This window comes from Pseudomonas sp. Pseusp16 (assembly GCF_047324915.1).
Lineage (GTDB): Bacteria > Pseudomonadota > Gammaproteobacteria > Pseudomonadales > Pseudomonadaceae > Aquipseudomonas > Aquipseudomonas fluorescens_CD.
In genome coordinates this window covers 1,167,051-1,192,986 of record NZ_CP168522.1, presented here as the reverse complement: position 1 = coordinate 1,192,986, position 25,936 = coordinate 1,167,051, and the positions used below count along the sequence as shown (strand labels likewise).

Below are 25,936 nucleotides of genomic sequence, written 5' to 3'. Positions count from 1 at the left end.
AAGCCCGCTCCCACAGGTATTGCATTGTCCATGTGGGAGCGGGCTTGCTCGCGAAGAGGCCAGAACCGACAACGCAAACCTCGGATCAACGCCCGCCCCCCAGATCCACAAACGTCCCCGTCGCATAAGAAGCCTTATCCGACAGCAACCACACAATCGCCTCCGCCACTTCATCCGGACGCCCGCCCCGCGCCATCGGAATCGCCGATTCCAGTTTGCTGACCCGATCCGGATCACCGCTCAAGGCATGGAAATCGGTATGGATGTAGCCGGGGCGCACGGCGTTGACGCGAATACCCTCGCCTGCCACTTCCTTGGACAGGCCGATGGTGAAGGTGTCCAGCGCGCCTTTGGAGGCGGCGTAGTCGACATACTCGTTGGGCGAGCCCAAACGCGCGGCCACCGAGGACACGTTGACGATGCTGCCGCCCTGCCCGCCGTGCTTGGGCGACATGCGCAGGATCGCGTGCTTGGCGCAGAGGATCGGCGCCAGGACGTTGGTTTTCATGATTTTGAGAATGCGGAACTCGGACATTTCGTCGACCCGGGACTTTTGTCCGACGGTGCCGGCGTTGTTCACCAGCGCGGTGACCCGGCCCAGTTCACTGTCTACCCGATTGAACAGCGCGATGACTTCGTCTTCGATGCTGACGTCGGCCCGAACTGCAATGGCTTGCGCACCGAGGGCGCGGACTTGCTCCAGCACACCAAGTGCAGCCTGTTCATCAGCCTGGTAGTTGATGCAGATCCGATAGCCCTGCGCGGCGGCCAACAGGGCGGTGGCGGCACCAATGCCGCGGCTGCCGCCGGTGATGACGATGACTTTGTCCATGCGAGCTTTCCCCCAATTCAAAGCTTAAGCGGTCGGGGCAAGAATAACCGCCATTGGCGGTTTTTGCATGGCTACACATCAGCTGTCATGTCATCGACATTTCGCGCTCGGCACCAGCTTTCAACTGCTCGACCAATTGCTCCCCGCGATGGATTTCCACCATGAAACCTGCAGCCGGCAGCGGATGCCCCAGCAGGTAACCCTGCAACGAATCGCAACCGAGTTGCGTCAGGAAATCCTGCTGCACACCCGTCTCCACACCTTCGGCGACGATGCGCAGCCCCAGCGCCTGGCCGAGGGCCACGATGGCCGAAACGATGGCGGCGTCATCGCTGTCGTGCTCCAGGTCGCGGACGAAACCACGGTCGATCTTCAGCTCGTTGGCCGGCAGGCGCTTGAGGTACATCAGACTCGAATAGCCAGTGCCAAAATCGTCGATGGACAGGTCGACGCCCATTTCCGACAGTTCCTGAAGCACTGTCATGCTCGCATCGGCATCGCTCATGGCGGTGGTTTCAGTGATTTCCAGGGTCAGGCTGTTGGCCGGCAAATGATGAGTCGCCAGGGCCTTGGCGACGCTCTGGACCAGCCCGGAATGGCAAAACTGAATGGCCGAAAGGTTCACCGCGATGCGCCAGTCGGTGTAGCCCAGCACGTACCACTCGCGCATCTGCCGGCACGCTTCGTTGAGCACCCACTCGCCAATCGGAATGATCAGCCCGGTCTTTTCCGCCAGCTCGATGAATTTGTCCGGCAACAGCATCCCGTGCGTCGGATGCTCCCAGCGCAGCAAGGCTTCGGCGCCCACCGGCCGGCCATTGGCAGCGTCGAACTTGGGCTGGTAATGCAGGCTGAACTCCTGATGTTCCACGGCGTTGCGCAAGTCCTGCAGCAATTGCAGCTGTTTGCGGGCATTGCTGTTCATCGAGACATCGAAAAAGCTGTAGCCGTTTTTGCCCGCCCCCTTGGCGTGATACATCGCCGCGTCGGCGTTCATCAGCAATTCGTCGGCGGACTGCCCGTTACCCGGGTAGAGCGCAATGCCGACGCTGGCTGAAATGTGCAAATCATGTTCGGCAACCCGGAACACACCCGCAATCAACCCAACCTGACGGGCCGCCAGGTTCAAGGCATCGATCTGTTCACTCAACTGCACCAGCAACACGAACTCATCGCCACCGATCCGCGCCAGGGTGTCCTGGCTGCGCAAGTCTTCGCGCAGGCGCTGGGCCACTTCGCGCAACAGCAGATCACCCATGTGGTGGCCAAAGGCATCGTTGACCGGTTTGAAGCCGTCCAGATCGATGAACATCAGGGCAAAGCAGCCACCCTCTTCCCGGACTCGCGACATCGCCTGATCGATTCGATCGGCGAGCAGCATCCGGTTCGGCAACCCGGTCAGGGTGTCGTGCAGGGCCAGTTGGGTCAGTTCCCGGTTGGCCTCCGTCAGCGACTGCGCCAGGCTCGCGGTGCGGGCTTCCAGGCGAGCATCGAGGATCGAGGTCAGCAAGGCAATGCTCAGCACCGCCAGCGTGGTGACCAGCACCAGGTTGTCCAGGCCATTGCCGGTCAGGCCATTGACTGCCGCCCCGCAAAAACTGCCATCGGCAAAGCGTGCGGCGGCCATCCCGGTGTAGTGCATGCCGACGATGGCGACACCCATGATCACGGCGGCCCCGCCACGGATCAGTCGGACATAAGGCGTGTGCTGGCGCAAATGGAATGCGATCCACAATGCCGCGCCCGATGCACCGACCGCGATCAGAAGCGAGGCGCCAAATAGCGTCGGATCGTAGTCGATGCCCGGTTGCATGCGCATGGCGGCCATGCCGGTGTAGTGCATCGCGCTGATGCCGGCGCCCATGACCAACGCGCCAAAGGCCAGTTGCCAGGCCGGCAATTGCGGTTGGCTGACCAGCCACAGCGCAAAACCACTGGAGAGTACTCCGATCAGCAGCGACAACAGGGTGATCGCGCCGTCGTACCCCAGGTCGATCGGCAACTTGAACGCGAGCATGCCGATAAAGTGCATCGACCAGATGCCGATGCCCATGGCAACGGCCCCGCCTGCGGTCCACAAATGCACGGCGCGGCCTTTGGCCGTGGCAATGCGTCCGGTCAGGTCGAGTGCGGTGTATGAGGCGAGAATCGCTACGCAGAGGGAAATGATGACCAGGGTGGGGGAATAGCTACCGATGAGCATGGGGACTTCTCGCGAATGCCCCCTTTAATGGTATTGATTCTCGCTGGGGGGCAAATGCGGCGATTGTACTGATTCCGATTGAGAACGCACTCACAAAATTAGCAAAAGGCCATCAGCCCGATGAAACGCTTGTTTTAAGGTTAAACATTAACTCTAATCGAGCGAAAAACCCTGTAGGAGCTGGCTTGCCAGCGAAGAGGTCATCAGGTCCAGCATTGTTGTCGCCTGACACACTGCCTTCGCTGGCAAGCCAGCTCCTACAGGGATTGCAGCGTTCAACGACGACGCTACTGGCTATCGCTCACCTGAAGCTGCCCGTCCCAACCACCCCCCAACGCGGCAATCAATTGCACGCTGGCAATCAGGCGGCTTTGCAACAGGTCCAGGTTGCTGCGCTCATTGCTCAGCGCCGCCGCCTGGGTCACCACCACATCGATGTATGCGATCAAACCGGCCTTGTACTGGTTCTGGGTCAGGCGCAGCGATTCACGGGCGGCGTCCAGTGCCTGTTGGCGCACCACGGCTTCGTCCTGAAGCACCTTGAGCTGCACCAGGAAGTTTTCCACTTCGCGGAATCCATCCAGCACGGTCTGGCGGTACTTGGCCACCGTTTCGTCATAGGCCGCCTCACTGCGGTCGACCTCTGCCGAGCGCTGTCCGCCGTCGAACAGGGTCATGGCCAACTGCGGCCCAACCGACCAGAAACGGTTCGGCAGGCTGATCCAGTTGGCATAGGTACTGCTGCTGTAACCTCCGTTCATGTTCAATGTCAGGTCAGGGTAATAGGCGGCCTTGGCCACACCGATGTTGGCATTGGCGGCCATCACCGAGCGCTCGGCGGAAGCGATGTCCGGGCGACGCTCCAGCAACTGCGAAGGCAGCGCTGGCGGTACTTGCGGCAACTGCGGAATGTCCTGGCTTTCCGCCAGGCTGAACTCCGCTGGCGGCAAGCCGATCAACACGGCGATGGCGTTCTCGAACTGGGCGCGTTGCCAGATCAGGTCGACCATATCCGCTTCGGTGCTCTTGAGCTGCGTCTGGGCCTGGGCCACCGCGTCCTTGCCGGATACGCCGGCACGGTACTGGTTCTCGGTCATCTTCAGCGATCGCTGATAAGCCTCGACCGTGTCCTGGAGCAGGCGCTTCTGGCCATCGATCACGCGCAATTGCAGGTAGTTCTGCACCAGTTCCGACTGCTGGCTCAGGCGCATCGCCGCCAGATCGGCAAAGCTGGCCTGGGCATTCGCGGTATCGGCTTCGAGGCCGCGGCGCAGCTTGCCCCATACATCGGCCTCCCAACTGACACCCACCTGCGCCGAGTAGGTGTTGCGAATACCGCTGGATGAACTGCTCAGACTGGAGCTGCTGCTGCCGGTGCCCTGGCTTGAACGGTTCTTGCTGACGTTCAGGTCGACCGTCGGGAAAAACGCCCCGCGAGCGCTGCGTACCAAGGCCTGGGCCTGCCGGTACTGCGCTTCGGACTGGGCGACGGTCTGGTTGGAACTGTTGAGTTTTTCGATCAGGTCATTGAGCTGCCGGTCGCCATACAACTCCCACCACGCGCCGCGCGCCAGGGCATCGCTCGGGTTGGCCTGGCGCCAGCCCTCTGCAGCCTTGTACTGCGCCGGCTCAGCGGTTTGCGGGCGCTGGTAATCCGGGCCGATGGCGCAGGCACTGAGCATCGCCACACACAGTGACAGGCTCAACAGACGCGAGCCCCGGGCCGTGATCAGCGGTGCAGCCAGGTTGAAAAGCGAACGTTCAGTCATAGCGGAGTTTCCAGAGCGGCATCGGTACGCACCCCACGCCATTTATTGAAGCGATGGCGCAGTTTGTCGAGATAGAGGTAAACCACCGGGGTGGTGTAAAGCGTCAGCACCTGGCTGAAGATCAGCCCGCCAATGATGGTCAGGCCCAGCGGCTGGCGCATTTCCGCCCCTTCGGCGCGGCTCAGCAACAACGGCAAGGCACCGAGGATCGCCGCCAGGGTGGTCATCAGGATAGGTCGCAAACGTTGCAGGCAGGCGTTGCGAATCGACTCCAGCGGCGCCATGCCCTGTTGACGCTCCAGTTGCAACGCCAGGTCAATCATCAAAATGGCGTTTTTCTTCACCACGCCGATCAACAGAAACAGCCCAAGCAAGGAAATCAGGCTGAACTCGCCGCCCAGCGCATAGATCGACAGCAACGCGCCGACCCCGGCCGACGGCAACGTGGACAGGATGGTCAGCGGATGAATGTAGCTTTCGTACAGCACACCCAGCACCAGATACACCGCCACCAGCGCCCCCAGAATCATCCACGGCTGACTTTTCTGAGTCGCTGCGAAAGCGTCGGCGGTGCCGGCCATTTTCGCGATCACGTCTTCCGGCAGGCCGACCTTGGCAATCGCCCGCTCGATGGCGGCACCGCCCTGCTCCACGGTCACGCCTTCGGCCATGTCGAAGGCAATGCTTTCCGAAGCAAACTGGCCTTCGTGGCTGACCCGGTCGTTTTCCAGACTGTTCTCGTAATGCGCGATGGTCGACAGCGGGATCCGCGCGCCGTCAGCGGTGATCACCTGGACCTGCTTGAGGGTGATCGGGTCCTGGGCGTACTTCGGGTTGACCTCCATCACCACCTGATACTGGTTGAGGCTGTCGTAGATGGTCGAAATCTGCCGCTGGCTGTAGGCGTTGTTCAGCACCGCCGTGACCATCTCCATGTCGACACCGAGGCGCTTGGCCTGGTCACGGTCGACGATCAGGGTCACCTGCCGGGCGCCCCGGCCTTCCCGTGCATCGATCGCCGTCAGCTCCGGCAAGGCCCTGAGCGCGGTGACGACTTTCGGATACCACTCGCGCAACGCCCCGAGATCCCCGCTTTGCAGGATGTACGAGTATTGCGAGGTAGTCTGTTCACGACCGCCACCGAATTGCAGGTCCTGGTCCGCCATGAGCATCAGTTGTGCACCGGGGACCTTGGGCATTTCCTTGCGCAGGCGTTCGATGACTTTCTGCGCGGAAATGTTGCGTGCCTTGATCGGCTTCAGGCGCACCAGCATGAAGGCGTTGTTGGTGCCGTTGGTGCCGCCGATGAACCCGGCGACGCTTTCTACCGCCTCATCCTTCAACACGGCCCGGCGGAAAATCTCCATCTTCGGCTGCATCACACTGAACGACAGGCCGTCGTCGCCGCGCACGAAACCGATCAGTTGGCCGGTATCTTGTTGCGGTAAAAACGTTTTAGGAACAACAATATACAGCGCAATGTTCACACCAATTGTCACGAATAGACTGAGCAAGGTCAGACGCTTGTGGCGCAGCACCCAGTCGAGGCTGGTGGCGTATTTGCCGACCATCCAGTCGTTGCTTCGCTGGCTCCAGCGTTGCAGGCGGTTCTCCTTCCCGGGCGTATGTGGCTTGAGCCAGCGTGCGCAGAGCATCGGGGTCAGGGTCAGGGAGACCAGCAGCGAGACCACGATGGCCGCCGCCAGGGTGATGGAGAATTCGCGGAACAGGCTTTCAATGATCCCGCCCATGAACAGGATCGACAGGAACACCGCCACCAGCGATACGTTCATCGACAACAAGGTAAAACCGACTTCCTGGGCACCGAGGTACGCGGCCCTCATCGGTCGTACGCCTTTGTCGATGTGCCGGGAGATGTTCTCCAGCACCACGATGGCATCGTCCACCACCAGCCCGGTGGCCAGAATCAGCGCCATCAGCGACAGGTTGTTCAGCGAAAACCCGTAGAGGTACATCACCGCAAAGGTGCCGACCAGCGACACCGGCACAGCCAGGGTCGGGATCAACGAGGCGCGGAAGTTACCGAGGAACAGGAACACCACCAGAATCACCAGCGCCACGGCGATCAGCAGGGTCATTTCCGCTTCGTGCAGCGTGGCCTTGATGACGGGCGAGCGGTCCATGGCCAGGTTCAGCTTGACGCTGGCCGGCAGCACCGCCTGCAACGCCGGCAACTGAGCCTTGATCTCGTTGACCGTCTCGATGATGTTGGCGCCGGCCTGCCGGTTGATCACCAGCAGCACGGCCGCATCGTCGTTGAAGAAACCGCTGTTGTAGCGGTCCTCGACGCCATCGCTGACCTTCGCCACATCCTTCAGGCGCAGGGCCGCGCCGCCGTTGTAGTGGATGATCAGCGATTCGTAGTCCTTGGCTTTTTCCAACTGGTCGTTGGCCTGGACCTGCCACAGTCGTTGATCGTCTTCCACCGAGCCCTTGGGCCGGCGCACATTGGCATTGGCGATGGTGTTGCGCACATCGTCCAGGGCCACGCCGTACTGGTTCAGCGACTGCGGTTCGAGCTCGATACGTACTGCCGGCAGGGAACTGCCGCCGATCTGCACCTCGCCGACGCCCTGCACCTGGGACAGGCTCTGGGACAAAATCGTCGAGGCCAGGTCATAGAGCTGGCCCTTTTCCAGCACATCCGAGGTCAGCGACAGCACCATGATTGGCGCCTGGGACGGGTTGACCTTCTTGTAGGTGGGCATGCTGCGCATCCCGCTCGGCAGCAGGTTGCGCGAGGCGTTGATGGCCGCCTGCACTTCCCGCGCCGCGCCGTTGATGTCGCGGTCCAGGTCGAATTGCAGGATCACCCGGGTCGAGCCCTGGCTGGACCGGCTGCTCATGGTGTTGACCCCGGCGATGGCGCCAAAGGAACGCTCCAGCGGCGTGGCCACCGTTGACGCCATCACCTCGGGGCTGGCCCCGGGCAGGCTGGCCTGGACCACGATCACCGGAAAGTCCATTTGCGGCAGCGGCGATACGGGCAACAGGCCGAAGCTCACGCCGCCCAGCAACATGATCGCCAGGCTCAGCAGCATGGTCGCGACCGGGCGCTTGATGAAAGGTCCGGAAAGATTCATCGATGATTGCCCCCGGCACCAACCCACGAGCCCTGCTGCCCCCCTGTGGGAGCGGGCTTGCTCGCGAAGAGAGCCTTGCATTCAACATCCCTGTCGACTGACCGGACGCCTTCGCGAGCAAGCCCGCTCCCACAGATCATGCATGCCGTCATACCGCCGTCTCCTGAGCGCCCGTCTTGCCAAAGCGCCGACCGAGACGGTCGAAGTACAGGTAGATCACAGGCGTGGTGAACAGCGTCAGAACCTGGCTGAGCAACAGGCCGCCGACCATCACCAGACCCAGCGGCTGGCGCAGTTCCGCGCCGGATCCGGTGGCCAGCATCAACGGCACGGCACCGAACAAGGCCGCCAGGGTGGTCATCAGGATCGGCCGGAAACGCAGCAAAGCCGCCTGGTAGATCGCCGTCTGCGGGTCCATGCCCTGATTGCGCTCGGCGTCGAGGGCGAAGTCGATCATCATGATCGCGTTCTTCTTCACGATGCCGATCAGCAGAATGATGCCGATGATCGCGATCATGCCCAGGTCATTGCCGCTCAGGATCAACGCCAGCAAGGCGCCCACCGCTGCCGAAGGCAAGGTCGACAGAATGGTGATCGGGTGGATGTAGCTCTCATAGAGCACCCCCAGCACGATGTACATGGTCACCACCGCCGCCAGAATCAGCAAAAGCGTGCTCGACAACGAGGCCTGGAACGCCTGCGCCGCGCCCTGGAACTGGGTCTGCACGCCAATCGGCATGCCGATGTCCTTCTGCACCTGCTCGATGATCTGCACCGCATGCCCCAGCGCCACGCCGGGTGCCAGGTTGAACGACATCATCACCGCCGGGAACTGGCCGATGTGGGTGATCGCCAGTTGCGCCTGGCGCTCCTCGATATGCGCCAGGCTGGACAACCGCACCTGACCGCCATCGGTGGTCTTGACGTGAATCTGGTTCAACGCATCCGGGCCGATCTTCTCGCCGGACTGCGATTGCAGCACCACGCGGTACTGGCTGGCCTGGGTGTAGATGGTGGATATCTGCCGTTGGCCGAAGGCGTCGTACAAGGCATCGGTGATATTCGACACCGACACCCCGACCCGCGACGCCGCATCGCGGTCGATCACCAGATAGACCTGCAAGCCCTTGTCCTGCAAATCGCTGGCAACGTCGGTCAGTTCGGGCCGGTCGGCCAAGGCTTCGACCAGACGCCCGCTCCACAGGCTCAGCAACTCCGAATCCGGCGACGACATGCTGAACTGGTACTGCGTGCGGCTGACCCGGTCTTCAATGGTCAGGTCCTGCACCGGCTGCATGAACAGGCGGATGCCCACCAGTTTGTCCAGCTCCGGTTGCAAGCGGGCAATCACTTGCGTTGCGCTCAGGTCGCGGTCGTGGTGCGACTTGAGGTTGATCAGCAACCGACCGCTGTTGAGGGTCGAATTGTCGCCATCCACGCCAATGTAGGAGGACAGGCTCTCGACGGCCGGGTCGGCCAGAATGACCTTGGCCAGTTCCTGCTGGCGCTCGCTCATGGCCGCGAAGGAAATCGATTGCGGGGCTTCGGAAATGCCCTGGATAACGCCGGTGTCCTGCACCGGGAAGAACCCCTTGGGCACCGCCAGGTACAGGAGTACCGTCAGCACCAAAGTGCCAACGGCCACCATCAAGGTCAGCGGCTGGTGCTTGAGCACCCACTGCAACTTGCGCCCGTAGGCGGCGATCATCCAGTCGATGAACGCACCGCTGGCACGGTAGAAACGGCCCTGCTCGGCTTCTTCAGGTTCACGCTTGAGCAACCGCGCGCACATCATCGGCGTCAGGGTCAGGGAAACCACCAGGGAAATCAGGATTGCCACCGCGAGTGTGATGGCGAACTCGCGGAACAACCGCCCGACCACATCCGCCATGAACAGCAGCGGGATCAGCACCGCAATCAATGACAACGTCAGGGAGATCAAGGTGAAACCGATCTGCTTGGCGCCCTTGAGCGCCGCGTTCAGCGGACTGTCGCCCTCCTCGATATAACGCGCAATGTTCTCCAGCATGACGATCGCATCGTCCACCACGAAACCGGTGGCGATGGTCAGGGCCATCAGGGTCAGGTTATTGACCGAGAACCCTGCCAGGTACATCACGCCGAACGTACCGATCAGCGACAGCGGCACGGCGACCGACGGAATGATCGTGGCGCTGGCGCGACGCAGGAACAGGAAGGTGACCATGACCACCAGGGCGATGGCGATCAGCAACTCGTGCTGCACGTCCTTGACCGAGGCGCGGATGGTCTGGGTACGGTCGGTCAGCACCACCACGTCGAGGCCGGCCGGCAGGTTATCGGTGATGCTCGGCAGCAGGGCCTTGATCCGGTCCACCACCTCGATCACGTTGGCGCCGGGCTGACGCTGGATGTTCAGCAGTACCGCCTGGTTCTCGTTGGCCCACGCAGCGAGCCGCTCGTTCTCGGCGCCGTCGACGATTTCCGCGACGTCCTTGAGCCGCAACGGCGCGCCGTTGGCGTAGGCCAGAATCAGGTTGGCGTAGTCCTTGGGCGACGTCAGCTGATCGTTGGCATCGAGCATCGAGACCCGGGTCGGGCCGTCGAAGTTGCCTTTGGGCTGGTTGACGTTGGACGCGCCGATCAGCGTGCGCACATCCGACAGGTTCAAGCCGTTGGCCGCCAGGGCCTCGGGGTTGACCTTGATCCGCACGGCCTGGCGCTGGCCGCCGGCAATGCTGACCATGCCGACACCGCTGATCTGCGCGATTTTCTGCGCCATGCGCGTATCGACCAGATCGTTGAGTTTGGGCAGCAGCATGGTCCTGGAGGTGATGGCCAGCGTCAGCACCGGTGTATCGGCCGGGTTGACCTTGTTGTACACCGGCGGTGCCGGCAAGTCCTTGGGCAACAGGTTGGTGGCGGCGTTGATCGCGGCTTGCACCTGTTGCTCGGCGACGTCCATGTTGATGTCGAGGCTGAAACGCAGGGTCAGCACCGAGGCACCGCCCGAACTGGTCGAGGCCATTTGCGTCAGGCCGGGCATCTGCCCGAACTGCCGTTCAAGCGGCGCGGTTACCGCGCTGGTCATGACATCCGGACTGGCGCCGGGATACAGGGTCATGACACGAATGGTCGGGTAATCGACCTGAGGCAGCGCCGAAACCGGCAGCAGCCGATAAGCGATCACACCGGCCAGAATAATGGCCAGCATGCTCAGCGTGGTGGCTACCGGGCGAAGGATGAACAGCCGCGAGAGATTCATGCGCCGCCCTTTTTCGCCTTGTCAGTGGTCGCGGGCTCAGCCGCGTCGGCCGCCGACTTGCCTTGCAGGTTTTCGGTCGGTGTGGCCGGCACATCCTGACTGTCGTTGACCACCTCCACGTCACTGCCGTCCTTCAGGCGGTCGGTACCTTCCAGAACAACCCGGTCACCCGCCGACAGGCCTTCGGTGACCACAGTGTTCAGGCCATCGCTGGCGCCGACTTTCAACTGACGGATCTTGACCTTCTTGTCACCGTCCAGGGCATAGACGAACGTGCCGTTGGTGCCGAACTGGATCGCGGCGGAAGGCGCGAGCACTACGCCTTTTAGGGTGTCGGCCAACAGGCGCACGTTGACGAACTGGTTGGGGAATAGCGACTGATCGCGGTTCTCGTAGCGGGCCTTGAATTTCAGGGTGCCGGTGGTGACGTCGATCTGGTTATCCAGGCTCTGCAGCACGCCAGTGGCCTGTAATTTGGTATCACCGCGATCCCAGGCTTCAGCTGGCAATTTGGCGCCGCTGCGATAACGGGCAAGCACGGTGTCGAGGCTGTTTTCCGGGAGGGTGAAGGCCACGCTGATCGGCTGGGTCTGGGTGATGATCGCCAATGCGGTGGTGTCGTTGGCGGCTACCAGGTTGCCGACGTCCAGTTGACGCAGGCCGACGCGACCGGTGATCGGTGCGCGGATCCTGGTGAATTCGAGGTTGAGCCTGGCGTCGTTGACCGCTGCCTGATTGGTCTTGACCGTGCCCTGGAACTGACCGACCAGTGCTTCGGCGGTGTCCAGGGTCTGTTTGGCAATACTGTCTTCGCGGTACAGGCCGCGATAGCGCTCGACGTCGACCTGGGCGTTTTTCAACTGCGCCTGATTCTGCAGCAAGGTGCCTTCGGCCTGAAGCAAGGCGTTCTGGTAAGGACGCGGGTCGATTTCCGCCAACAGATCGCCAGCCTTGACCATCTGCCCTTCTTCGAAATAGATCTTGACCAACTCACCGCCGACGCGGCTGCGGACATTGATGGTGTTGAGCGCCGTGACCGTGCCCAGCGCCTTGAAATACAGCGGGAAGTCACCGGTGACTGCCGGAGCCACTCGCACCGGCACCGGCCCGGACGCCCCGCCGAAACCCGGACGCATCCCCCCCGATCGACCGGTATGCCCGGCGACGGCTTTCTGCCCCGCTGCCTCCTTGGGTGCAGCGCTGCTGGGCCAGAATTTCCAGCACAAGGCGGCGATGACCAACAGGACAAGCAGGCCGAACAGCCAGCGACGGGGACTACGGGAAGCGGAGGATTGCATTGAGTGACCAACCATTGGGCGCGTGGGCTTTTTTACATGAGACTGAACGATAAGCACTGGCGGGTTTTAAGCAAAGCGCCTTTACCGGCAATTTACCTTTGGCTTACGTAGCAGGAGATATATCCAAGACACTGAAACACAAATGAAAACGGCCTGGACAGGGCCAGGCCGTTAAACATTGTAAAGCCAGGCTTACTTCAGAACGGCAAGTGCCGCTTCGTAGTTCGGCTCGTCAGCGATTTCGCCAACCAGTTCGCTGTGCAGCACGTTGTCGTTTTCGTCCAGAACCACCACGGCACGGGCGGTCAGGCCTTTGAGCGGGCCGTCAGCGATAGCCACGCCGTAGTTCTGGATGAACTCGGCACCGCGCAGGGTCGACAGGTTCTGTACGTTTTCCAGGCCTTCGGCACCGCAGAAGCGCGCCTGGGCGAACGGCAGGTCAGCGGAGATGCACAGTACAACGGTATTGGCGACGTCATTGGCCTGGGCGTTGAACTGGCGTACAGACTTGGCGCAGGTCGGGGTGTCAACGCTTGGGAAGATGTTCAGCACTTTGCGCTTGCCGGCAAAGTCTTTCAGGGTGACGTCGGACAGATTGCCGGCAACCAGGGAAAAGGCTGGCGCCTTGGAACCGGCTTGTGGCAGTTGGCCGTTGACTTGAACCGGAGTGCCTTTGAGAGTGACTTGAGCCATGAACGGAGTCCTTCTGAACGTTGTTGTAGAGAGTTTTGACGAGGCCGAAGTTAACCACGAAATTGTCCGACGACCTATGGTCAAACATAAATTGTCATGTATCGGCACACAAAATTGGATACATGTGCCCTCCCACACACCACAAGACACTGTGGCAGAGGCGTTATCTGAGTAGCCGCAACATATTGCAATGGCGCGCCTCGAAAATCCGGCGCATATAGCCATTGACCAGCAACCACTCCACTGGCGCGCCGCCAATCGCCGAATACGTCACCCGATCGGTGTATAGCGTACCGCCCTCTCCCGCCGCGACCCGATGTTCATGACGAAAGGCGCGCATCGGCCCGTTGAGCATTTCGTCGATGAAATGCCACTCACCGACCTCACGGATCACCACCGTCCAGTTCGACGGAATAACGTTGAACATCCAGTGCCTGAAACGAAACTGTCGACCGGCTTCGATGCGCAGGTTGTTCAGGTCGATTTCGCCCAGCGGCGTGATGCGTTCGGGGAAGATTTTCGGGAAATTCACGCCTTCGAGGCAGAAGTCGAGGACTTGCTCAGGTGAGCGGTTGGGGATGAGAGTCGTGAGTTCCAGGACAGGCATGGGCGGTGGCAATCCATTGGCCGGGGACCCGCAGGCTACCATCTCACCAAAGCCCCATGCATCCCCTTGGGCTATCAGAAAACTTGTTGCGATTTTCTTTTAGAGAATTGTCGATTCAGACGCTGATCATTCGACTATCAAGTAACTCACTTACCCCCCAATGGAGAAAAGCCATGCGATTCATGATCATCATCAAAGCCAGCCAGGATTCCGAAGCCGGAATAATGCCCAGCCAGGAACTGCTGACCGCCATGGGCAATTACAACGAGGAGCTGGCCAAGGCCGGCATCCTCCTCGCCGGTGAAGGCCTGCACCCCAGCAGCAAAGGCGCCCGCGTGCGCTTCTCCGGCGACAAGCGCACGGTGATTGACGGCCCGTTCATCGAAACCAGGGAGCTGATCGCCGGCTTCTGGCTATGGCAGGTGAAATCGAAAGAAGAAGCCATCGAATGGGTCAAGCGCTGCCCCAACCCGATGCCGGGTACCGAAGCCGAGATCGAGATTCGCCAGGTGTTTGAAATGGAAGATTTTGGTGCCGAGCTCACCCCGGAGCTACGTGAACAGGAAGAACGAGCGTTCGGCCTGGGGAAGAAATGCTGATTGGCGAATCCACGCCGGGGATTGAGACTTCACCCTGAATCCTGCAAAACCCGCCGTTCATGCTTGCGCAGATGGCGGGTTTTTTATTACAGCAGCAATCCCCTCCCGGTCTGCCTGACCTGCCACCAGGGCAAGGCCAGCGATAAGGTCACCGAGCAGTTCAAGCTGTGGAACACGTGACGAGGCGTGCGCAGAACTGGAACGGCTGTTGAAAGAACAACCGGCCAACCGCAATGTTTAGATTTTTAGTGATATCACAACGCCATCAGTGATAAGGTTCGCGTCGCTTGAAAAACCTCCCCCCATTACATTTCGAGGCGACATGAAGCACGCCTCGGCCAATGACGGCAAAGACCGGTCTCAAGGATCTACCATGGAAGCTCTTCGCAAGCTGTTCACCATTACAGCCCTGACCACAGCACTCCTGACTTCGGGCTGTGCAAGCATCGTCGGTGACAGCAAATACCCGGTGAACGTATCGAGTACGCCTAGCGGCGCCAACTTCACCATTACCAACAAAGCCGGTGTCGTCGTACATAACGGCTCCACGCCCAACACCGTGACACTGCCTTCCGGTCGTGGCTACTTCAAGGGTGAGGCCTACACCATCACCTTCAAGAAAGAGGGTTATGCCGATACCAGTACCACTCTGGATACCAGCATGAGCGGCTGGTACTGGGGCAACCTCCTGATTGGCGGGTTGATCGGCATGCTGGTAGTCGATCCAATGACCGGCGCAATGTACAAACTTCCCGAAAATGCCGCGGGTAACCTCGGCAGTCCGTTGGCCGGCGAAGCTCCAAAAAACCTGACACTGCTGGAAATCGATCAGCTGTCGCCTACCCAGCGCGCGACGCTGGTTCGCATCAACTGACAGCACCCGGCGCATTCCGCCGTTCGGGATGCGCCCTTTTCCGGATGATCTAGCCGCGCCGCCGAAACAACGGCCGCGGCTCAATCACCGAACGCCCGTACAGCACGCTCATCCCCGCCAGTCCCTTCAATGCATCTTCTGCGGATTTGTCTTCACGCACGGCAAAGCTGTCGAAACCGCATTGGCGCATGTGGCTGAGTTGATCGCGCAAGACATCGCCGATGGCGCGCAACTCACCGGTCCAGCCCAGTCGTGTGCGCAGCAGATACGCCTGGCTGTAACCGCGCCCGTCGCGAAAGCTCGGAAAATCCAGGGCAATCAGTGGCAATTGATCAAACCAGGGCTTGAGGATTTCCACCTCGTCGTCCGGCCCCAGCCACACCGCATTTCGCTGTGGACTTTCCAGCCAGCGGGCCAGCGGCAGGATCGCCTTGCCCACTGGCGATGGCGGTGCCAGATCCCGAACCAGCATCCACGGGTCATCCGCATCGATGCGCGCCTCACCTTTTTCCAGCCGCAACAGATTGTTCACGCCAAAACCTCCACCGCTTGCGGATAAACCGCCTCCTTGAACGGCTCCAGGCCGATACGCTGCAACGTGTCGACCAATACTTCCTCGCTCTCGCGATAGCGCACGAAGGTGTCGACAATGCGCTCGATCACCTCGGGCACTTGCGCGGCGCTGAAGGACGGGCCAATAACCTTGCCCAGCGCACTATGCTTGCCCTGGGCGCCACCAAGGGTGATCTGGTACCACTCGCTGCCGTTTTTATCGACGCCCAGGATGCCGATGTTGCCGATGTGGTGATGACCGCAGGCATTCATGCAGCCGGAAATGTTGAGGCTGATGTCACCCAGGTCATGCAGGTAGTCGAGGTCTTCGAAACGGGCCTGAATGGCCTGGGCGATGGGGATCGACTTGGCATTGGCCAGCGCACAGAAATCGCCACCGGGGCAGGCGATGATGTCGGTCAGCAAACCGATGTTGGCGCTGCCCAGATTGTGTTCACAGGCCAGGCGCCATAACGCGAACAGCTCGGCCTTGGGCACGTCCGGCAGGACGATGTTCTGCTCATGGGCAATGCGGATTTCGCCGAAACCAAAGCGCTCGGACCATTCGGCAACCGCCTCCATCTGCGTGTCCGTCACATCGCCCGGTGGCGCAGCGACGCCGGGCTTGGTCGACAGCACGACGCTGGCATAACCCGGTACTTTGTGCGGCTGCACGTTACGCAGCACCCAGCGGGCGAACGCCGGGTTCTCGGCCAGATGCGTGCCGAAGTCCAGATGGATGCTCGCCAGCTCGCGATACTCCGGGGCGACGAATGCACTGGCCACCCGCTCGTATTCGGCGTCGGTCAGTTGCGCCGGGCCGTCCTTGAGATACTGCCACTCCTCCTCCACCTCCCGGGCGAACGCTTCGATGCCCAGGGCCTTGACCAGAATCTTGATCCGCGCCTTGTACTTGTTGTCACGTCGACCATGGCGGTTGTAGACGCGCAGCACCGCTTCGACGTAGGACAACAAATGTTGCCATGGCAAACCTTCGCGGATCTGCAGGCCGAGGATCGGCGTGCGCCCCAGACCGCCGCCGACGATCACCCGCAGGAGCATTTGCCCGTTGTCGCCGGGATAAAGATACAGGCCGATGTCATGCATCATGATCGCCGCACGGTCCTGTTCGGCCGAGCAGATGGCGATCTTGAACTTGCGGGGCAGGAACAGGAACTCCGGGTTGATGGTCGACCACTGCCGCAGGATCTCCGCCAAGGGGCGCGGGTCGATCATCTCGTCGGCGGCGACCCCGGCAAAGGCTTCGGTGGTGATGTTGCGTACGCAGTTGCCAGAAGTCTGGATCGCGTGCATTTCCACCTGGGCCAGGCGCTCAAGGATGTCTGGCACCTGGGCCAGTTCGATCCAGTTGAACTGCATGTTCTGGCGGGTGGTGAAGTGCCCGTAGCCGCGATCGTAATCCCGGGCGATGCTCGCCAGCGTGCGCATCTGCCGGACACTCAGCGTGCCGTAGGGAATGGCCACCCGCAGCATATAGGCGTGTTTCTGCATATACAGACCGTTTTGCAAGCGCAACGGCAGGAATTCTTCCTCGCTCAGCTCACCGGCCATGAAACGCTCGACCTGATCGCGAAACTGTGCAACCCGCTCGGACACCAGCGCCCGGTCATAGTCGTCGTACTGATACATCTGGCTACCTCATCAGGATTAGGCACAGAACCCTGTAGGAGCGAGCTCTGCTCGCGATGAGCCTGAGGGCGCCACGGGGTGTCAGGCTTCGCGCGTTATCGTTCACGACCATCGCGAGCGAGCTCGCTCCTACAGGGGGGTTCGTTTTGAGGTAGTGACTATGGACCGGTGCCAATCCGCATTACAGATTCAGCTGACTGTGAAAAAACCATATCAGGGTAAAACCAGCAGGACTATGGCCACTTTTTATCTGATCTGTATAAATCAATTTTTCCTGAGCCTGTTTTGTTTACGCCACGGTTTTTACAGTGCACGGCATTGCAACCGTGGAAGCATTGAGCATGAGCACAACTACTATCAGTCAGGCCTATAACTACAAGGTCGTGCGCCAGTTCGTCGTGGCGACTGTCTTCTGGGGCGTCGTGGGGATGGCGATGGGTGTATGGATCGCCTCGCAACTGGTGTGGCCGCAGATGAATCTTGACCTGCCGTGGACCACCTTCGGCCGGTTACGCCCGTTGCACACCAGCCTGGTGATTTTCGGTTTTGCCGGCAGCGCGCAATTTGCCGCCAGTTACTACGCGGTACAGCGCACCTGTCAGGTGCGGCTGTTCTCCGACAAGCTCGCCGCGTTCACCTTCTGGGGTTGGCAATCGGTGATAGTGGTGATGCTGATCAGCCTGCCGCTGGGCTACACCACCACCAAGGAATACGCCGAAATCGAATTCACCGGCGCGGTGTGGATGACCGTGGTCTGGGTTGCATACGCCGTGGTGTTCTTCACTACCGTGGTGCAACGCAAGACTAAACACATCTACGTCGGCAACTGGTTCTTCGGTGCATTCATCGTGGTCATCGCCATGCTGCACGTGGTCAATCACCTGGCGATCCCGGTGGACTGGTTCAAGTCCTATCCGGTGTATTCCGGGGCCACCGACGCCATGGTCCAGTGGTGGTACGGCCACAATGCGGTGGGTTTTTTCCTGACCACCGGTTTCCTGGGGATGATGTACTACTTCGTGCCCAAGCAGGTCGGGCGGCCGGTGTACTCCTATCGCTTGTCCATCGTGCATTTCTGGGCACTGATCACCCTGTACATCTGGGCCGGCCCGCACCACTTGCACTACACCGCACTGCCGGACTGGGCGCAGTCGCTGGGCATGGCCATGTCGCTGATCCTGCTGGCGCCGAGCTGGGGCGGGATGATCAACGGCATGATGACGCTCTCGGGCGCCTGGCATAAGCTGCGCACCGACCCGATCCTGCGCTTTCTCGTGCTATCCCTGGCGTTCTACGGCATGTCGACCTTCGAAGGGCCGATGATGGCCATCAAGACGGTCAACGCCCTCTCCCACTACACCGACTGGACCATCGGCCACGTACACGCCGGCGCCCTCGGCTGGGTGGCGATGATCACCTTCGGCGCGACCTACCACATGGTGCCAAAAGTCTTCGGACGCACGCAGATGCACAGCACGCCGCTGATCAACCTGCACTTTTGGCTGGCGACCATCGGCACGGTGCTGTACATCGCCTCGATGTGGGTCAACGGCATCACCCAAGGCCTGATGTGGCGGGCGATCAACGACGATGGCACGCTGACTTACTCCTTCGTCGAAGCCCTCCAGGCCAGCCATCCTGGCTTCCTGGTGCGCTTCATCGGCGGTCTGTTCTTCCTCGGCGGCATGTTGCTGATGGCGTACAACGTGTGGCGCACGGTGTGGGTGTCGGACCTGAAAATGGCACAGCGCGAGGCGCAGATAGCCTGATGATCGAGCTTGCGCTGAATGTACTGGGAGTGGTGAGTCTATGGCTGGCGGTCGAATACTGCTTGAAGCACCAGACCGCCGAGAGTCTTGAAGAGGCGAGCCTGATTCCGTTTGCCGATGACCCGCAGGTGGCACGGCGGGTGGAGTTGGCGACAGGGAAGACAGTGAAAGCGGTTGCCCCGCCGGAGCTGAAATCAGGCTGGGGCAACCTCGATATCTGATGCACTACCCATCAATGCTGGTTATCCGCGCTCCCGAGGAATCAGGCTCTGCAACTGCTGCGCCAAAAAATCCCCATCGAAGACAAAGATGTCCGGATCCTTCAAACCGTTGGTCTTGCGCCATTGCCAGGCGTTGGACGGTGGCAGGCACACCAGCGAAACACTGCCGTAGCGCGCAGCCGTAAAGCCCATCACGGCCACCGAGATCTGTCCGCCGGCCCCCATCACATCCGGCACGAACTCCACCGGCTTGCCAACAATCACAATGGACAGCTTCTCGGTCTTGAATGTCGATGTCTCGACAGGAATGCTCGGGCCCGAGGCGACATAGGCTTCGCGGCTCACCTCCAGCAGGTTGGGGGCCTGCACCGGCTCCAGCCACTGCTGGATCTGATCGAACAGGTCACCAATGCGCGTCGCCCATTCGGCCGACTGCGACTCGAACACTTGCTTCTTGTGCGCTTCGCTTTCTGCATAGTGGCGAAGCATTTCGCCCAGTTGCTGTACGTCATCCATTGCGGTGTTCCTTTGATTGCAGCGGTGCTACGGACATTGAGCATGGCAGATGTGTGATGCAGGTGTGCGACTAACAGCCGGGAGGTACGTCGGCGGTGGCGTTCGCCCTGGGCGAATGACTCAACCGGCCTTGGGCGGGCGACGCAGGCGCGCCATGCTCAAGGTGTCCACCAATACGCCGTCGCGAACGGCGTAATCACGGAACAGGCCCTCGGTTTCGAAGCCGAACTTGCGATACAGCGCTATGGCCGCTTCGTTGTCGGCATACACCGAAAGCTCGATGCGCTGCAGGTTCATCCAGTTGTCGGCGATATCCAGCGCCGTCGCGAGCAGCTTCGAGCCCACGCCCTTGCCCTGCCACGCCACCGCAACGCCCATGCCGAAACTGCCGGCATGGCTGCGACGAATGCGTGAGAACTGCTCCAGGCCGATGTTGCCGATGACCGTGCCTTGATGCAGGGCCACCAGTTTCACCAGGCGCTCGTTATCCAGCGCCAGGCGACTGCGCCAGAGTTCGGTGGACTGAAACGGCATTTGCAGGGTCTGCCGGGCGATCTGCGGGTCGTTGTACAGCGCCGTGATGCCTTCGATGTGGGACTCGTTGTAGCGCTCGAGGGTGATGACGGGTTCAGTGGCTGGCATGGGTGGATCATCCTTGAAGCAGACATGGCCGTTCACTCTATAACGCTACCTTCGGGTGTGGCGAGAACCAATGTGGGATCGTGCTCAGCTTTCGAACCACTCCCGGCGCTCGCTGAAGGTGTTTTCAATCAACTCGACGAGCATCCGTACCTGCGCGTCGTGCTCGGAATGGACGTTGACCGCCATCCACACCTGGCGCTGCATCGGCTGGTCAAACAGGCCCGGCAAGGCAATCAGCCCGCGGTCGAAGTGGCTCATGTAGTGCGGCAGCAGCCCGATGCAGGCACTGCAACGGACCATCTCCAGCATCAATTCGTAGGATTGCAACTGCACCGCTCCGGCCAGGCGCTGATCGACCAGCGCATTCCACGGCCGGAAGCTTTCAACCTGGCAGTCCTGTCGCCATTGCACCAGGAGAAAATCGGCCAGGTCATCCAGGCAATCCGGCCTGGAAGCGACCCGCGAGTAACGCTTGGCAATGTGCGGCAGGTAATCCAGTCGCGCCAGCAGTCGTGGTTCAGTGGTGGCAAGGCTCGGCCCCGGTAACGGCGATCCGGTCTCGCCCAGCCACACCACCACGTCGGCGCTGACCGCTTGCAATGACAATTCACTGTCGAGCGTGATGATGTCCAGCCGCACGCTGGCATTGCGCCGCAGCATTGCCACCAGGTCACGTCCGAGAATGTCATGCAGGATCGAATCCGCCACGGCCAGCCGAATCAACGGCTGTTCGATCACCGGCAAATTGCGCTCATGGGCCAGGGCGATCAATTGTGCGTGCAGGCGCAAGCCATCGCGACTGAGGCTCAAACCATTGTCTGAATGATTGAACAGCGAGCACTGGAGCTGCGTCTCCAGCTGCACCAGTTGCCTGCGCAGGCGGGTGGCCTTGAAGTTGAGACTGCGGGCGGCCTGCATGAAGCAACCGCAACGGACGCTGACGATGAAACACTGCGCCAGTTCAGGGTCGATAGCCGCTGCCAACTGACGCCAGGACGGTTTTTTATCGATGGCTACGCGATACTCGACAGCCCCCTGGTGGGCGCTGATTTCCATGAATGACATCGAAGACTCCCTGTCGATCTGACACTGACAGCTCTATCCTGCGGATCGTTCATGAACCTGCTGTGACAAGGACTCAGGCGCTGGGTGTCTGGCGAAAGCTCACCGCCAGGCGATTCCAGCTGTTGATGGTGGTGACGGCGATGGTCAAGTCGACCATTTCGCTTTCATTGAACTGCTCCCGGGCCTGGGCGTAGACATCGTCCGGCACATGGCTTTCGGAGAGCAAGGTGACCGCCTCGGTCCAGGCCAGCGCGGCTCTTTCCCGCGGATTGAAAAAATTGCTGTCGCGCCAGACCACAATGGAATAAAGACGCCGGTCGCTCTCGCCCAGGCGCCTTGCATCCACCGAGTGCATGTCGGTGCAGAACGCACAGCCGTTGAGCTGCGAAGCACGAATCTTGATCAGGTGCAGCAGCGCCGGTTCGATGCTCAAACTGCTGGTCAGGGCCTCCATGGCGATCATGGCTTTCATCGCTTTGGGGGAAGCGCTGTAGTAATCCAGACGGGGGGTCATGGAGCGGCCTCATGGATCGGACAGGTTTGTCCAAGGTAGGGGTTGGCACAGCAACGTTACAGATCCAATTCGGCGAAAAATCCGTGGACCAGCGAAAAGCACGCCAATTGGCGGTTTTTGCGCCACGCAACTTCTGCGTGGCGGCTCATGCGCGTAATCTGGCGCACAGTCTTTGCCTCGTTCACCCAAGGAGCCTTGCCGGTATGGAACTACATGTTGTCATCAACGGCCGCAAGGATCTGGCGGGCCAGTTGTATAACCAACTGCGCAGCGCCATTGAATCCGGTCGTCTGGCAGCAGGGACGCAACTTCCACCGAGCCGCTTGCTGGCCGAACAGCTGGGCATTTCGCGCAAGACCATTTCCGATACCTACGCCCAGCTCACCTACGAAAACTTTCTCACCGGGGTGATTGGCAAAGGCACCTACGTCAACGCGCGGGTGTCGAAAGTCGAGCGCAAGCAGAACCCTTCGGAGCTGGCCGGTTACGAGGTGATCGAATCCTGGCGCAATCTGCCGGTGTTTCTGCGTCACCCGACACTGGAAGGCTCGCTGCGCTACGACTTTATCGGCGGCGCCACCAGCAAGGGCCAGTTTCCCCAGGACGACTGGCGGCGTTGCACTTCCCACGCCTTGCGCCAGATCGCCGCGTCCAAGGGCTTCTACAGCCTGCCGGAGGGTTTGCCGGCCCTGCGCAATGCCATCGCCCGGCATATCGCGTTCTCTCGCGGGGTCAACTGCCAGGACGAAGACGTGGTGGTGTGCAACGGCGCGCAGCAGGCCCTGGACCTGATTTCCCGGGTGCTGACTCGCCCGGGCAGCATCGTCGCCATGGAAGATCCCGGTTATCCGCCGGCACGCCTGCTGTTCGGTACCCACGGCGCTACGGTGATCGGAGTGCCAGTGGACGCCGAGGGCATCCAGGTGGACAGGATCCCCCTTGGGACACGGCTGATTTACGTCACCCCTTCCCACCAGTTCCCGCTGGGCATGCCGATGAGCCAGGAGCGCCGTGTTGCGCTGCTGGCCAGGGCCCATGAACTGGGCGCGATCATCATCGAGGACGACTACGACAGCGAATTCCGCTACGAAGGGCGTCCGACGGACTCGCTGCAAAGCATGGATGAGCGCGGGATTGTCGCCTACGTCGGGACCTTCTCGAAAACCCTGTTGCCGGAACTGCGGCTGGGCTACGCGATCCTGCCGCCGGCCATTCTCGATGCGGTGGTGCGCGCCAAGCAGCTCACTGACCTGCACACCTCCACCCTGCCCCAATGGGCGCTGGCCAAGTTCATCGCCGAAGGCTGCCTGCTCAAGCACATCCGGCGCTGCCACACGATTTACGCCGGGCGACGCGAACGAATCCTGGCACGCATGGCCGGTGATCTATCGCCGTGGCTTGAAGCGGTACCGACCATGGCCGGCTTTCACATGGTGGTGATGTGCAGAGTGCCGATGGATATTCCATTGGTGATCGAACTGGCGAAAAAAGTCGAAGTCGGGCTCTATGCCATCGACAGCTTTTTCTATCAGCAAGCCCCGCAGGCCGGGTTTTTCCTCGGTTTCGGCGCCATTGAAACCCTGGACATCGACATCGCCCTGGATCGTTTGCGGGATATTTTGCAACAAGTTGCCTGACAGATTGGACTGCGGCTTTATCCGGCGATTGGCTATTGGTGGTCCCGGGGGGCAGGCCTATCCTGCATAGGCGTTATCCCTCAATGAGCAGGATACGTCCGGCCTGATTCAGGAGTGTGAGCAATGTTCAACAAAGCGATCAATACCGTAGAGGTGCAGGCCGTCGCCGGCCGCTCGGACGAACTGGGCAAGCAATTGCAAAAGATCGTCGAAAACCTGCGCGAACTACCAGGGTGCGAATCCTATATGGTCGACCGCTGCCCCGAGGACAGCAATCGCTGGACAGTCAGCGCCCACTGGCAGTCGGAAGAGGCCATGCGATCGCATTTCAACAGTCCCCAGGCTCAAGGCTTCATCGATTTGATCGATTGCCAATTGGCCAACGCCGTCGACTTCAACAGCTTTCCGATCCGCTAAGCCCCCCTGTAGGAGCGAGCTCGCTCGCGATGGTCGTCAACGATAACGCGTGCTTGCTGATGAAACGCGGCGTTTCTGAATACATCGCGAGCAAGCTCGCTCCTACAGGGTTCCCACCTGATTGCCCCTTCCCTCTGCAGGAGCGAGTCCGCTCGCGATGGTCGTCAACGATAACGCGTGCTTGCTGGCTGCACGCGGCGTTTTCGCGTCTATCGCGAGCGAGCTCGCTCCTGCATTGGTCCCCTGGCCTTCCCGAATATTGGCTGTTTGTTTGTCACCCGCTGCGGACTAGATTTGTCCCTGACAACTCATCCAACGCAGGTAATGAACATGAACGTTTTACGCTTCTGTGCCGCTTCCCTTGTTGCCCTGACCCTGACCGCTTCCGCTTCGGCATTTGCCCACGACCCTTCGGAAAAGGTCACGGTGCTGCAGGACCAGATGTTGAAAAACGTCCCGGGCAAAAAAGCCTTGATGATCGAAGTCGACTACAAGCCCGGCCAGTCGTCCATCGCTCACAAGCACGAGGGCACAGCCATGGCCTACGTTCTTTCAGGTGCAATCACGTCCCAGGTAAAAGGTGAAAAAGCGGTCACCTACAAGGCAGGTCAGTATTGGTACGAGCCTGCCGGCTCGGAGCACCTGGTTTCGAAAAACGCCAGCGCCACCAAACCTGCCAGGTTGTTGGTGTTCATGGTGCTGTCGCCGGACGAGCAAGTGCTGATCCCATTGGAAAACTGATGGCTGAACGTATGTCCATAAATAAAAAGGCCCGAATCATTGAATCGGGCCTTTTTATTTCCCGATGCAATTAACCGAACAATTTTAAACCAAACAAAACTATTGGCCTCCGGACAAGTTCGGATATTGGCTATTTAAATAAACCATCCAGGGTTTAGTCTTGAGTCACCGCCGGCACAGCACCGGCAACTTCAATTTCAAACTCAAGTTGTTTCACTGGAGAAACACCATGAAACTTGCACTTGCCAGTACCTTGACGATGACTGTCTTGATAACCGGTTGCTCGATTCCCACCGCGCCTTCATCCGTCTCCTCATTGAATGGCCTCTTCACCGAGCCGGTTGGCCGCAGCAGTGCTACGAGTGTTCCCAACGGCAGCCATGTCTCACTGGGCATTGTCTACAGCCAAAACACCCAGGCGAACCGTGCTTACCTGCAAGATTATCAGGCCAACGCCGGCACCGGTTTCGGCCAGAGCCTGCTGGTTCAGCCGATTCACGATGCCTACGTCGCCACTTCCAGGCCCGATCTGGCGGTGGACTGGGTCAAGGCCTCGTTGCAACGCCAGTTCGGCTCGGTCACGGTGTATCCGGACATGCAAAGCCTCAAGGCAGCCAGGCCGGATGTGGTCGCGATCGTCGACAGCCGCAGCCAATTGATCACATCGCGCAGTTCAGACATCAAGGCTGATGTCAGTGCGGACTTTTATGACAACCACTTCAATTACATCGGTACCGCACAAGGGCATGACGCCCGGGCGCTCAGCCCGGTGTGGGCGGACTTTAAACGTAGCGAAGAGATCGTTGCAGACATTAACGAACAGCAGAATGTGCAAGTAAGGGCGCTACAGAAGTTTGATCAATCGCTCAGTAATTTATTGACCAGCCCGACAAGTAATGTATCGATGATTAATAGTCCATCAGGCAAAAAAACGTATTGATATCGATTGCCCCATCGCGAGCAGGCTCGACCCGACAGCAGAAAATCAA

General features: G+C 60.3%; 22 protein-coding genes. 8 read left to right on the top strand and 14 right to left on the bottom strand.

All coding sequences use genetic code 11. The features are described 5' to 3' along the window. Positions 1-85 precede the first annotated feature (85 nt). From ACEN8Q_RS05230 to ACEN8Q_RS05195, 8 genes are all read right to left on the bottom strand, one after another. Complete coding sequence (locus ACEN8Q_RS05230; RefSeq protein WP_057397634.1) at positions 86-832, bottom strand: SDR family oxidoreductase; 747 nt, start codon at positions 830-832, stop codon at positions 86-88. Between the two features lie 85 nt (positions 833-917). Next, a complete protein-coding gene (locus ACEN8Q_RS05225) occupies positions 918-3,035 on the bottom strand; it encodes a putative bifunctional diguanylate cyclase/phosphodiesterase (RefSeq protein WP_413704652.1) in 2,118 nt (705 codons plus the stop codon). A gap of 287 nt (positions 3,036-3,322) precedes the next feature. After that, the gene (locus tag ACEN8Q_RS05220) at positions 3,323-4,804 is read right to left on the bottom strand and encodes an efflux transporter outer membrane subunit (RefSeq protein WP_413424100.1); all 1,482 of its coding nucleotides are present in this window, start codon (positions 4,802-4,804) and stop codon (positions 3,323-3,325) included. Further along, a complete protein-coding gene (locus ACEN8Q_RS05215; RefSeq protein WP_413704651.1) occupies positions 4,801-7,908 on the bottom strand; it encodes an efflux RND transporter permease subunit in 3,108 nt (1,035 codons plus the stop codon). The genes ACEN8Q_RS05220 and ACEN8Q_RS05215 overlap by 4 nt, the downstream gene beginning before the upstream one ends. A 148-nt stretch (positions 7,909-8,056) precedes the next feature. Next, the gene (locus ACEN8Q_RS05210) at positions 8,057-11,152 is read right to left on the bottom strand and encodes an MdtB/MuxB family multidrug efflux RND transporter permease subunit (protein WP_413704650.1); all 3,096 of its coding nucleotides are present in this window, start codon (positions 11,150-11,152) and stop codon (positions 8,057-8,059) included. Beyond that, positions 11,149-12,465, bottom strand: coding sequence for an MdtA/MuxA family multidrug efflux RND transporter periplasmic adaptor subunit (locus ACEN8Q_RS05205; RefSeq protein WP_413704649.1), 1,317 nt, complete (start codon positions 12,463-12,465; stop codon positions 11,149-11,151). The genes ACEN8Q_RS05210 and ACEN8Q_RS05205 overlap by 4 nt, the downstream gene beginning before the upstream one ends. A 177-nt stretch (positions 12,466-12,642) precedes the next feature. Further along, positions 12,643-13,143, bottom strand: a complete 501-nt coding sequence (gene tpx / locus ACEN8Q_RS05200) for a thiol peroxidase (RefSeq protein WP_413424108.1) — start codon at positions 13,141-13,143, stop codon at positions 12,643-12,645. Between the two features lie 163 nt (positions 13,144-13,306). Continuing rightward, positions 13,307-13,750 (bottom strand): SRPBCC family protein, encoded by a 444-nt coding sequence (locus ACEN8Q_RS05195; RefSeq protein WP_413424110.1) that lies wholly within the window; start codon positions 13,748-13,750, stop codon positions 13,307-13,309. 173 nt (positions 13,751-13,923) lie between these two features. On the opposite strand from ACEN8Q_RS05195, the gene ACEN8Q_RS05190 reads away from it, so the two are divergent. Together ACEN8Q_RS05190 and ACEN8Q_RS05185 are read left to right on the top strand one after the other, a co-directional pair. Further along, positions 13,924-14,349 (top strand): YciI family protein, encoded by a 426-nt coding sequence (locus ACEN8Q_RS05190; protein WP_413424112.1) that lies wholly within the window; start codon positions 13,924-13,926, stop codon positions 14,347-14,349. Between the two features lie 373 nt (positions 14,350-14,722). Beyond that, positions 14,723-15,223: a hypothetical protein gene (locus tag ACEN8Q_RS05185; RefSeq protein ID WP_413424114.1), complete on the top strand. Its 501-nt coding sequence runs from the start codon at positions 14,723-14,725 to the stop codon at positions 15,221-15,223. Between the two features lie 49 nt (positions 15,224-15,272). Here the strand turns inward: ACEN8Q_RS05185 and ACEN8Q_RS05180 are convergent, their stop codons facing one another. Together ACEN8Q_RS05180 and ACEN8Q_RS05175 are read right to left on the bottom strand one after the other, a co-directional pair. After that, positions 15,273-15,755: a DUF934 domain-containing protein gene (locus ACEN8Q_RS05180; protein ID WP_413424116.1), complete on the bottom strand. Its 483-nt coding sequence runs from the start codon at positions 15,753-15,755 to the stop codon at positions 15,273-15,275. After that, on the bottom strand, positions 15,752-17,425 hold the full coding sequence (locus tag ACEN8Q_RS05175; RefSeq protein WP_413424118.1) for a nitrite/sulfite reductase: 1,674 nt from the start codon (positions 17,423-17,425) through the stop codon (positions 15,752-15,754). The genes ACEN8Q_RS05180 and ACEN8Q_RS05175 overlap by 4 nt, the downstream gene beginning before the upstream one ends. A 341-nt stretch (positions 17,426-17,766) precedes the next feature. On the opposite strand from ACEN8Q_RS05175, the gene ccoN reads away from it, so the two are divergent. Both ccoN and ACEN8Q_RS05165 read left to right on the top strand, forming a co-directional pair. Then, on the top strand, positions 17,767-19,194 hold the full coding sequence (gene ccoN / locus ACEN8Q_RS05170; RefSeq protein WP_413424120.1) for a cytochrome-c oxidase, cbb3-type subunit I: 1,428 nt from the start codon (positions 17,767-17,769) through the stop codon (positions 19,192-19,194). Next, entirely contained in the window at positions 19,194-19,415 is a 222-nt protein-coding gene (locus ACEN8Q_RS05165; RefSeq protein WP_413424122.1) for a cbb3-type cytochrome c oxidase subunit 3, read from the top strand. Before ccoN ends, ACEN8Q_RS05165 begins: the two co-directional genes overlap by 1 nt. Positions 19,416-19,436: 21 nt before the next feature. On the opposite strand, the gene ACEN8Q_RS05160 is transcribed toward ACEN8Q_RS05165, so the two are convergent. The 4 genes from ACEN8Q_RS05160 to ACEN8Q_RS05145 form a co-directional block, all read right to left on the bottom strand. Further along, positions 19,437-19,931, bottom strand: a complete 495-nt coding sequence (locus ACEN8Q_RS05160; protein ID WP_413704648.1) for a hypothetical protein — start codon at positions 19,929-19,931, stop codon at positions 19,437-19,439. 120 nt (positions 19,932-20,051) lie between these two features. Further along, positions 20,052-20,573: a GNAT family N-acetyltransferase gene (locus ACEN8Q_RS05155; protein WP_413424126.1), complete on the bottom strand. Its 522-nt coding sequence runs from the start codon at positions 20,571-20,573 to the stop codon at positions 20,052-20,054. Between the two features lie 84 nt (positions 20,574-20,657). Continuing rightward, a complete protein-coding gene (locus ACEN8Q_RS05150) occupies positions 20,658-21,638 on the bottom strand; it encodes a LysR substrate-binding domain-containing protein (protein ID WP_413704647.1) in 981 nt (326 codons plus the stop codon). A gap of 73 nt (positions 21,639-21,711) precedes the next feature. Continuing rightward, the gene (locus tag ACEN8Q_RS05145; protein ID WP_008020051.1) at positions 21,712-22,152 is read right to left on the bottom strand and encodes a carboxymuconolactone decarboxylase family protein; all 441 of its coding nucleotides are present in this window, start codon (positions 22,150-22,152) and stop codon (positions 21,712-21,714) included. 203 nt (positions 22,153-22,355) lie between these two features. On the opposite strand from ACEN8Q_RS05145, the gene ACEN8Q_RS05140 reads away from it, so the two are divergent. The 4 genes from ACEN8Q_RS05140 (at position 22,356) to ACEN8Q_RS05125 (ending at position 25,887) form a co-directional block, all read left to right on the top strand. Next, positions 22,356-23,789, top strand: coding sequence for a PLP-dependent aminotransferase family protein (locus ACEN8Q_RS05140; RefSeq protein WP_413424130.1), 1,434 nt, complete (start codon positions 22,356-22,358; stop codon positions 23,787-23,789). A 123-nt stretch (positions 23,790-23,912) separates the two neighbouring features. Beyond that, positions 23,913-24,206, top strand: a complete 294-nt coding sequence (locus tag ACEN8Q_RS05135) for a putative quinol monooxygenase (RefSeq protein ID WP_413424132.1) — start codon at positions 23,913-23,915, stop codon at positions 24,204-24,206. Positions 24,207-24,536: 330 nt separating this feature from the next. Continuing rightward, on the top strand, positions 24,537-24,947 hold the full coding sequence (locus tag ACEN8Q_RS05130) for a cupin domain-containing protein (RefSeq protein WP_413428371.1): 411 nt from the start codon (positions 24,537-24,539) through the stop codon (positions 24,945-24,947). Between the two features lie 229 nt (positions 24,948-25,176). After that, positions 25,177-25,887 (top strand): ATPase, encoded by a 711-nt coding sequence (locus ACEN8Q_RS05125; protein ID WP_413428372.1) that lies wholly within the window; start codon positions 25,177-25,179, stop codon positions 25,885-25,887. Positions 25,888-25,936: the final 49 nt, after the last annotated feature.

Coding starts and splice junctions, on each gene's coding strand:
- ccoN (WP_413424120.1), top strand. CDS start 17,767: ATGAGCACAACTACTATCAGTCAGGCCTATAACTACAAGGTCGTGCGC.
- ACEN8Q_RS05210 (WP_413704650.1), bottom strand. CDS start 11,152: ATGAATCTCTCGCGGCTGTTCATCCTTCGCCCGGTAGCCACCACGCTG.
- tpx (WP_413424108.1), bottom strand. CDS start 13,143: ATGGCTCAAGTCACTCTCAAAGGCACTCCGGTTCAAGTCAACGGCCAA.
- ACEN8Q_RS05230 (WP_057397634.1), bottom strand. CDS start 832: ATGGACAAAGTCATCGTCATCACCGGCGGCAGCCGCGGCATTGGTGCC.
- ACEN8Q_RS05140 (WP_413424130.1), top strand. CDS start 22,356: ATGGAACTACATGTTGTCATCAACGGCCGCAAGGATCTGGCGGGCCAG.
- ACEN8Q_RS05185 (WP_413424114.1), top strand. CDS start 14,723: ATGGAAGCTCTTCGCAAGCTGTTCACCATTACAGCCCTGACCACAGCA.
- ACEN8Q_RS05155 (WP_413424126.1), bottom strand. CDS start 20,573: ATGCCAGCCACTGAACCCGTCATCACCCTCGAGCGCTACAACGAGTCC.
- ACEN8Q_RS05195 (WP_413424110.1), bottom strand. CDS start 13,750: ATGCCTGTCCTGGAACTCACGACTCTCATCCCCAACCGCTCACCTGAG.
- ACEN8Q_RS05165 (WP_413424122.1), top strand. CDS start 19,194: ATGATCGAGCTTGCGCTGAATGTACTGGGAGTGGTGAGTCTATGGCTG.
- ACEN8Q_RS05160 (WP_413704648.1), bottom strand. CDS start 19,931: ATGGATGACGTACAGCAACTGGGCGAAATGCTTCGCCACTATGCAGAA.
- ACEN8Q_RS05145 (WP_008020051.1), bottom strand. CDS start 22,152: ATGACCCCCCGTCTGGATTACTACAGCGCTTCCCCCAAAGCGATGAAA.
- ACEN8Q_RS05190 (WP_413424112.1), top strand. CDS start 13,924: ATGCGATTCATGATCATCATCAAAGCCAGCCAGGATTCCGAAGCCGGA.
- ACEN8Q_RS05125 (WP_413428372.1), top strand. CDS start 25,177: ATGAAACTTGCACTTGCCAGTACCTTGACGATGACTGTCTTGATAACC.
- ACEN8Q_RS05215 (WP_413704651.1), bottom strand. CDS start 7,908: ATGAATCTTTCCGGACCTTTCATCAAGCGCCCGGTCGCGACCATGCTG.
- ACEN8Q_RS05150 (WP_413704647.1), bottom strand. CDS start 21,638: ATGTCATTCATGGAAATCAGCGCCCACCAGGGGGCTGTCGAGTATCGC.
- ACEN8Q_RS05220 (WP_413424100.1), bottom strand. CDS start 4,804: ATGACTGAACGTTCGCTTTTCAACCTGGCTGCACCGCTGATCACGGCC.
- ACEN8Q_RS05135 (WP_413424132.1), top strand. CDS start 23,913: ATGTTCAACAAAGCGATCAATACCGTAGAGGTGCAGGCCGTCGCCGGC.
- ACEN8Q_RS05225 (WP_413704652.1), bottom strand. CDS start 3,035: ATGCTCATCGGTAGCTATTCCCCCACCCTGGTCATCATTTCCCTCTGC.
- ACEN8Q_RS05175 (WP_413424118.1), bottom strand. CDS start 17,425: ATGTATCAGTACGACGACTATGACCGGGCGCTGGTGTCCGAGCGGGTT.
- ACEN8Q_RS05205 (WP_413704649.1), bottom strand. CDS start 12,465: ATGGTTGGTCACTCAATGCAATCCTCCGCTTCCCGTAGTCCCCGTCGC.
- ACEN8Q_RS05130 (WP_413428371.1), top strand. CDS start 24,537: ATGAACGTTTTACGCTTCTGTGCCGCTTCCCTTGTTGCCCTGACCCTG.